Genomic DNA, 2,152 nt, shown 5'->3' with positions numbered 1-2,152 from the left:
GCGATCACAGGGTATTCCTCTTCAAGCCACTTTTTCACCGCCGCGGGCGACTGCTCGTAGGCCTTCTTCATGGGCTTTTGCGGCCTGAAGCCCCAGCGCGCCAAGTACAACCCCATCGTGCGCACCGTAAGCGGCCAGTCTGCCCACCTTGACACCCAGTCCGATGGGTTCAGCTGGCTGGTCGCCAGTTATGCGGAAGTAGCTCGTCGATGCGGCTGTTCAACTGCGTGGGCAGCCGGGTGAGGACGTCCTTGAGGTAAAGCCCAAGGATCATGGCCATTGAGCTTGGCCGACTGCACCAGGCTCATGACGACGGCGGCACGCTGCCCAGCGAGTTCGCTTCCACAGAAGAGCCACGCTTTTCTGCCCATGGCCCAGGGACGAATCAGGTTTTCGCAATGGTTGTTGTCTACCGGTACGTCGCCGTCGACCAGATGGTGCGTGAGCGCGGCCCACGCGTTGAGGCTGTAGTTCAACGCCTTCGCCGTCGCGCTGCCATCTGGCACCCGGGAACGCTCCAGCTGCAGCCAGGCATGGAACTGCTCCCACATCGGCTTTGTGATGGCCTGCCGGCTGTCCAGCCGTGCCTCGCAAGGAAGTGCGGCAAGCTCGCGTTCGACCCGGTAGATCTGTGCGATACGCTGCAGGGCTTCGGTGGCGACAGCGCTGCGCCCACCGTCCCGCAGCAGCTCGTCGAACTTGCGCCTGGCGTGCGCAAGGCAGCCCGCAGCGATGCGCTCGGGCTCAGCGCCGATCACGCTGTCGTAGGCTTTGTATTCGTCGCGCACCAAGGTACCGCGCCAGCGGCTGCGTTCGTCTCCATCGCCGCCTAGGAACGCCGTCGGGTACTGTGCATCTCGTCCCACGCAGAAGTCATAGACCACACCCGGCACCGCATCGAAGGCACCTCTCGCATACGCCCAGACGTAGGCCCTTTTGGTCTTGCCGGCACCCGGGTCCAGCATGGCAACCGGGGTCTCATCCACATGCAGCACCTGGCTGGAGAGCACGAAGCGCCTGTAGGCGTCGAATCTTCTTCCGTGAGCGATTGCAGGTCTTGCATGCAGGGATTTTGCAGGCACCGAGCCCACCCCGCTACTGGGAGTTGCGATGTTGGCAACGGCCTCGGGAGCCGGTGTATTTAGTCCGCCCTGAACAATTCCGTTCTCAACCGCAGACAGGTCTACGGTCACCGTGTGCGGCGATCAATGCCGCGATGACCGCCTGCATCGGCAGCCCGAATCGGGCGCAAAAAAGCCGCAGCGCGGCCAGGATCAGGCGCAGGTCGTGCCCGGCACCGCACATCACCGCATGCAGCGCATCGCCCAGTGCGCCCTTGAGCGGGTTGCGGGCAAGTCGCCCATCCATCTTCATGTGCCCAATGGCGGGCTCGATGGCACTGCGCCTTTTGATCATGGCCTCGAGCGTTCGGGTGATGCCACGCTTTTGGCCTGACATCAGAATGCGCACACCTTCGATCTGCACGCCCCGGTAGCCCTTGTCCACGATGGCCGTGGCCGGCGGCTTGTCCGTGCCGGTGAGAATGCCCACTTGCTCCAGTGTCTCGGCCAGCGTGTGGCCGTCATACGGATTGCCCGGCATGCTCCTCATGCCCACCACCAGGCCTTCCTTCAACGTGGTGGCGATGCTGACCTTCACGCCGAACTCGTACGGTGTCCTGGCCTTGCCCTTGGAGATGCACTCCACCTCGGGCGCGTGCAGGGCGTACAGCTTGTTCTTGTCTTTGGTGCGCTGGGTGAGGATGCGGCCGGTGCGCTGCAGCAGGTCCTGCACCTTGGCCTTGGCCGCTTCAGGCAACGTGTGCAGTTGGCGGGCTACCTCGCGGTGGACCCGGCCGACGCGGGTACGCAGGGTCCTCAACGCTTTGCGCATGCGTTTGAATTGCCTGGCGTGCGCGTAGCGCCCGATCTGCGCGGCCAGTCGAGGAGCCACGCGGTTGTAGTTCTGGCGCAATTGCAGGCCGTGCTCCTGGGCCACCTTCACCAGGTGCTGTCGGCCCTTGTCCAGCAGCCGGCTGTCGGTGGGATGGGCGATGGCCTTGGGCATGACGGTCGTGTCCACGATCACACTGTCCACGCTGGAGGCACGCACGACGCCACCGCGCCGGGCGGCCTCGATGCTGGCCGCCAGC

The 2,152-nt window shown here is 64.4% G+C and carries 2 protein-coding genes and 2 pseudogenes; all 4 read right to left on the bottom strand.

Annotated elements, in window-relative coordinates; all coding sequences use genetic code 11:
- Positions 1-131: pseudogene (locus AVHM3334_RS23590) on the bottom strand (helix-turn-helix domain-containing protein); the annotation flags it as partial.
- A 38-nt stretch (positions 132-169) separates the two neighbouring features.
- Positions 170-274, bottom strand: coding sequence for a transposase domain-containing protein (locus AVHM3334_RS23990; protein WP_349816648.1), 105 nt, complete (start codon positions 272-274; stop codon positions 170-172).
- A gap of 46 nt (positions 275-320) precedes the next feature.
- Positions 321-986, bottom strand: a pseudogene (gene tnpC / locus AVHM3334_RS23585) (IS66 family transposase); the annotation flags it as partial.
- A gap of 181 nt (positions 987-1,167) precedes the next feature.
- A partial coding sequence (locus AVHM3334_RS23580) for an IS5 family transposase (RefSeq protein WP_284415861.1) occupies positions 1,168-2,152 on the bottom strand: 985 nt, incomplete at its 5' end.

This window comes from Acidovorax sp. SUPP3334 (assembly GCF_030159055.1).
Taxonomy (GTDB): domain Bacteria; phylum Pseudomonadota; class Gammaproteobacteria; order Burkholderiales; family Burkholderiaceae_C; genus Paracidovorax.
Note: the sequence above shows the minus strand (reverse complement) of the source record. Positions and strands in the feature narration are given on the sequence as shown.